This is a genomic window from Anaeroglomus insulsum (assembly GCF_050689095.1).
GTDB lineage: Bacteria > Planctomycetota > Phycisphaerae > Sedimentisphaerales > Anaerohalosphaeraceae > Anaeroglomus > Anaeroglomus insulsum.
Window position 1 is genome coordinate 1 of record NZ_JBOGCL010000029.1, and the last position, 5,686, is coordinate 5,686.

Below are 5,686 nucleotides of genomic sequence, written 5' to 3' on the forward strand. Positions count from 1 at the left end.
TGACATGAAGGATGTCTGTTTTTGCATCAAAATAGAAGGCGGTATATTCCCCTTCCATTTCAGTTAACTTATCCGAAAAAGAGGGGCCAAATACATCGGGTAGAGCAAGACTGTCTTGGGATACATTCCAGGCTTTCCAGTCATTGAGGTTGCTGTATCCCAGCATGAGAAAGGCATTTCCAAGAGAATCCTTCTTGGATGTAATCAAAGAGCGAATATTCTGTTTCCCCTTGGAAAATAAATAGCCGTGAGCGTATTGGGTTACCTCTATTTTGTCGTCATGAGTTGACTCTGAAGACAAGCAGTGAAATTGATTCAGAACCTCATGGATATCATGTTGATCTGGGGTATTCTCAAAATAAAAAAAGCCACCGATAATGCTCATATAATATATCCTGAATAGTTCGACGATCTGTTTAATTACAATATACCATATCAAGACATAAAGTGCCGTCATTGTCCTAATAGACGGCCAAATTCAAACCTCACTTACCTGTATTTTCCGGCTGAAACAAATAACATCCTGGTTTTTTTTCGATGCTTTATCATAAAACCTAACGATACAAAAAGCAAAAGAATAAATAAAGACATATTTAGTCTCTATATTTGTACTTGCACGAATTTTATTGGTGTGCCATAAGATAATTGAAAATCGGTTTTGAATGGCGACAAACTCCAAGATAAAATAGGAGGCATAAAAAGTCCCTTTTTTAAAAGCAGGCTTTTAGGAGAGATTGTACCATTTGCCATGTCAGATTGCCTTATTATGCTGTCCAAAACCAACACCAGAAATAATGATTCTAAACCACTTATCAGTTACTCAAGTATTTTGCTTTATGAGCTTCTTTGACGCTCCAATCAATTTCTATTTAGGCAAGAGTCAGCCGTAGCAATATGATTTATGGGAGGGAAATGAGGAAGTATTATATCTTACTATTGTAACTTCGACGGGTCTGATTTTGTCATACAATGATAAGTCTCTTTCTGTCGCAATGTAAATACAAAGTTGAGAAGCGGTTGAATGCTACAATATATGATAGTGAAAGGACTGAATCGATGAAAACCTCACGCAGGGCGTTTTTGAAGGCCGCGGCCGCGATGCCAATGATACTTCCATCCTCTATCTGGGCTGCCCAGACCAAACCCAATGACCGCATCACAATTGGCTTTATTGGCATGGGCAAGCAAAGCCGGGGCCTGTTGGACGGTTTCCTTTCCCGTGGTCAGGTCGTTGCGGTCTGCGATGTGGATACCACGCGTCGTGAAAATGCCCTCAAGCGAGTCAATGACTATTATACCCGTTTCCCGGAACAGGGTACCGCTGATTGCAAACCCTATGTCGATTTCGAGGAAATCATCGCCCGCAAAGATATCGATGCGGTGTGCATTGCCACCCCTGACCACTGGCACGCCATCCAGAATCTGGCAGCCCTGCGTTCAGGCAAGGATGTCTATTGCGAGAAACCCCTGACCCACGATATTCAGGAAGCCATCGATATCATGCGGGACGTGGACAAATATGGTCGTGTTCATCAGACCGGCTCCATGCAGCGGTCGTCGGCGGAATTCCGTGTTGCCTGTGAGCTGGCTCGTAATGGCATCATCGGGAAAATCAGCCGTATCGAATGCAGTTTCGGCGACCCCGGCCGGCCATGCGATCTGCCCGAAGAGCCCATGGAGCCCGGATTGGACTGGAACCTGTGGCTTGGGCCGGCGCCGATGCGTCCTTACAGTTCGGTGTTGAGTCCACGCGGGATGCATGATCACTTCCCCGACTGGCGAAATTATTGGGAATTCGGCGGTGGCATGGTAACCGACTGGGGCGCGCACCATCTGGATATCGCCCAATGGGCACTGGGAATGGATGACAGCGGACCAGTTGAGATTATTCCGCCACAAGATGCCAACGCCAAACGCGGAGCGAAGCTGATTTACGCCAATGGGACCGAGGTGATTCACAAGGATGGTTTCGGTGTCCATATGTACGGCGAAAAGGGTGAAATCCGCGTCAATCGCGGCCGATTCTGGTTTATCCTCGGCGATAAAACGATTTCAAAATACACAGACCGTGAAGACGGCGGCTCGCTCGAATCCAAACTGTTGATGGTGGAACGGGAATATCTCAAGGATGCCAGGGTACGGCTTTACAAGGTCAAGGCCGGCCACATAGATGATTTCTTCGAATGCATGCAGACACGTAAGAAACCCATTACCAATGAACAGGTTGGCGGCCGTTCAGCCATTTGCTGCCATCTGATGAATCTGGCGTATCGTTATCATCAGGCCATCAAGTGGGATCCGGCAACCTGCACCTTTGCCGGTGGAACCGGCAATCCTGAATGGATTGGCCATCACTACCGCGATTACAAGAAGAAAGCGTAGTTGCTTTCCGACTTAGATAAACCGTTTGGTTGTGTATAACATGGCCAAACGGTTTTTTATTGTATCCCCCGATAGAATGCAATTGATTCCTGCTGAGAAATCACTACATATCAGGATAGAGCAGATATTTTTGTCGGATAGGCAGAAAGGCCTCAAGCTGTGTTTGGGCTTGGACTTTAATATCATCCAGACTCTTTTGGCCGGCGATGGCAATGCGGATTTGGTCGGTACCGCATAGGTGATCAAAATGCAACTGATTCCATTCAAATTCTCCAGGATACATCCTGCAGGCGGTCTGGACGAGATGGACGCCGCTCCAGAACGGATCCAGAATCTGTCGGTCAGTGATGGTGATTAACACACCAGCGCAGTCCTGATTGGCATATTTGGAGGCGGTGGGGGTGAAACGTACCGGTGCAAACTGCAAGCCGGGCAAGTTGGCCTTGTTTAATTCCTCCGCGAAGGCTTCGGCATCGATCCAGGGAGCGCCGCATTGCAGGAATGGCCGGTCCGTCCCCCGTCCCTCGGATAGATTTGTTCCTTCCAGCAGGCACAGGCCGGGATAAACCGCCGCCGCATCGAGGTTCGTCATATTAGGGGAGGGCCTGATAAAGGCAAGCCCTGTCTGGTCATACCACAGGCAGCGCTGATAGTTGGCCATTTCAATCACAGTCAGGTCAGCCTGGATGCCGTTTTTGAGCCATTTCTGGCCGTTAAACAAACGGGCCAGTTCGCCAATGGTCATACCGTGTCGGACGGGGATGGGATACAGACCAACGAAGGAGGCGAAATCCTGATGGAGAATATTGCCCTGAACGCTAAGGCTATTAATCGGGTTGGGCCGGTCCAGCACCACAAAGGGTTTGCCGCATTCGGCAGCGGCTTCCATGCTATAGGCCATCGTGTAAATGTAGGTGTAATACCTCGCCCCGATATCCTGAATGTCGAAGACCAGTACATCAACATTGGCCAGCATCTCCGGTGTGGGTTTGTATGTCTTTCCATATAGGCTGTAAATCGGGATGCCGTTGAAAGAGGCGTCGGTTACTTTGACTCCATCCTGGGCGACACCTTCGAATCCGTGTTCGGGGCCAAACAGTGCCGTGACGGAAACGCCTTCCATTTCTCTGAATACATCGACAATGAATTGGCCTTTGCTGTTGCGGGCGGTATGATTGGCAACGATGCCGACGCGTTTGTTTTCGAACAGGCTGTGATGTGCACCAATCTGATCAAGTCCTGTTCGCACAGACTGCGGCTCGATAGGCTGGGCAGCCAGGCACAAGGCAACCAACACTCCGATGATCGTGAACATCATTTTAAACTCCTTAAAATGCTGCGAACCGGCTTGATTCACATCTGATTTTCAGTATAATGACTGTCTGAGAAAATGCCAACTCATTCCGAGAACAAACAATGCCCTACACGATTCGAGTGACAGCTGCCTCCATCGGTTTGGGGATTCTGACCGGAAGTTATAAAAAACACCGACCGAGCATCTCTTTTCCCACGGGCAGGTTGAATCCCCACAATATCAGCCCAGGATTTTTCGCAGATTAACACAATCCATGACCGATGGCGGGGGCAGCGTGATTCTCGAATCTGGCGGCGGGCATTGGTGCGGGTCGGCACACCGAGCTGCCCTCCAGGTATTGGACCGAGAATGTCCTATATCATCTACTTATCATTCCCCGACCGGTCGGCCGGAGATGAAGGTTTCAACCCTCAAATGGAAAGCCCTCTGGCCTGTAATCGCAAAGTGGCCGTGAATCAAAAGAGGTATTCTGTATGTGGAATTACCAGTTAATAAGTGAGCTGTATTGCAGAAAAACACAAGCAAATCGTGTAATAGAAAAATTTTTATCGGAATTTCCCAAAAAAACTTGACACGGTATTTATACGGATGTATATTCGGGATAGTGAGAAGTTGCGAAAAGGTCAGGTGTAAGTGGTTATTATAAATGATGCAATTATTTACTCATTCTTTTTCTCCTTCCTTTTCGGCATTTCTCATAGGCCGGAGTATGGGCCGAATAGAACAGTGGTAACTGGTTGTTTTAGCAGTGTTGAGAAATGTAAGAGATTTTGCCGGCGCCTCCTTATCGCGTGTCCTGCGTCGGGACACACAATGGCAATTATCGTCCAAATCGCAGGAGGCGTTTGAGTTTGCAAAATTTCGTAACCGAAAGGAGAAAGTTATGAAAAAGAAAGGTTTTACACTGATTGAGCTATTGGTCGTGATCGCGATCATAGCCATGTTGCTGGCCATCCTGATGCCGGCGCTGAACAAGGTCAAAAAGATCGCTCAGCGCGTCATCTGCGGCACTAACCTTAAGGGGCTTGGAAATGCCCAGATGGTGTATGCCAATGACTATGACGACGAATATGTCGTTCAGGGCGGCGGCTGGGGTGGCCAAGCAGGGCCAGCATGGAGTGATGGAACAGCCTACTGGCAAAAGACTTTGCAAGAACAGCCTGCCTCGGCGCGAAGTTTGATTACGGTTGGTGCGAGTCTCTATTTGCTGGTTCGTGAAGCTGATGTCAGCCCCAAGAGTTTTGTCTGCCCGGCCGGCGGCGAGACGGAATTCAGCGGCAAAAATGAAGGCAAGGGTGGTGTACCGTATGACTTTGTTGATCTGTTCGATTTTGGCCATCCAAACCCTGGTGGTACTTTGTCGCCTGAGGGTCCGACGAAATGCGTCAGCTATTCCTACCACAATCCTTATGCTGCGGGTTATCCAGGTGCAAGTGCTACCGGTAAAAAGTCAAGTTTTAGTGCAACTGGTTCCCGGGCGGCTTCTTTCGCTGTCATGGCAGATAAAAACCCATACTTTGATGACAAATTGCAAAAAGGCAGTGTTACGGCTGAGACCTATATTGACAGAGTTGGTCCAATAGGTGCTTCATCCTCCACAGGTGGTGACTGGTCGGGCAATAACGTTACTCTTCAGAAGTACGAAAAGGATTGTGCCAATGCTCAGCCTCATGGCCGTGAAGGTCAGAACGTTCTGTATGCCGATGGTCATTCTGCCTATGAAACACGTTCAGATGTTTCAACCCGTAATGACAATATCTATACCCGTTTTGATGCCGTGCCGCCTGCTGTTGCAACGAATCAGACGCAGTGGCGAAGAGGCTCTTACCAAACTACTCGTCTCCAATTCTTTGCCACAGGTTCAGAAGATTCAGTTCTGGTCAATGACCATGCTGGTGATTCGCTTATTCCGTAATTTGATTTAACAACAAAATAAGCCCTGCGGGAAACCGCAGGGCTTTTTTGTTTATAGAAGCCATTTCATAACCT

Annotated in this window: 4 protein-coding genes; 2 read left to right on the forward strand and 2 right to left on the reverse strand. The window is 48.2% G+C overall.

Annotation, left to right across the window (positions count from 1 at the left end):
* The coding region (locus ACQ9LF_RS13835) for a hypothetical protein (protein WP_462490010.1) at positions 1 to 385 on the reverse strand (385 nt) is incomplete at its 3' end.
* A gap of 671 nt (positions 386 to 1,056) precedes the next feature.
* Between ACQ9LF_RS13835 and ACQ9LF_RS13840 the strand changes: the two genes are divergently transcribed.
* On the forward strand, positions 1,057 to 2,382 hold the full coding sequence (locus tag ACQ9LF_RS13840; protein WP_462490011.1) for a Gfo/Idh/MocA family protein: 1,326 nt from the start codon (positions 1,057 to 1,059) through the stop codon (positions 2,380 to 2,382).
* A gap of 103 nt (positions 2,383 to 2,485) precedes the next feature.
* On the opposite strand, the gene ACQ9LF_RS13845 is transcribed toward ACQ9LF_RS13840, so the two are convergent.
* The gene (locus tag ACQ9LF_RS13845) at positions 2,486 to 3,700 is read right to left on the reverse strand and encodes an exo-beta-N-acetylmuramidase NamZ family protein (RefSeq protein ID WP_462490012.1); all 1,215 of its coding nucleotides are present in this window, start codon (positions 3,698 to 3,700) and stop codon (positions 2,486 to 2,488) included.
* Positions 3,701 to 4,580: 880 nt separating this feature from the next.
* On the opposite strand from ACQ9LF_RS13845, the gene ACQ9LF_RS13850 reads away from it, so the two are divergent.
* On the forward strand, positions 4,581 to 5,612 hold the full coding sequence (locus tag ACQ9LF_RS13850) for a type II secretion system protein (RefSeq protein WP_462490013.1): 1,032 nt from the start codon (positions 4,581 to 4,583) through the stop codon (positions 5,610 to 5,612).
* Positions 5,613 to 5,686: the final 74 nt, after the last annotated feature.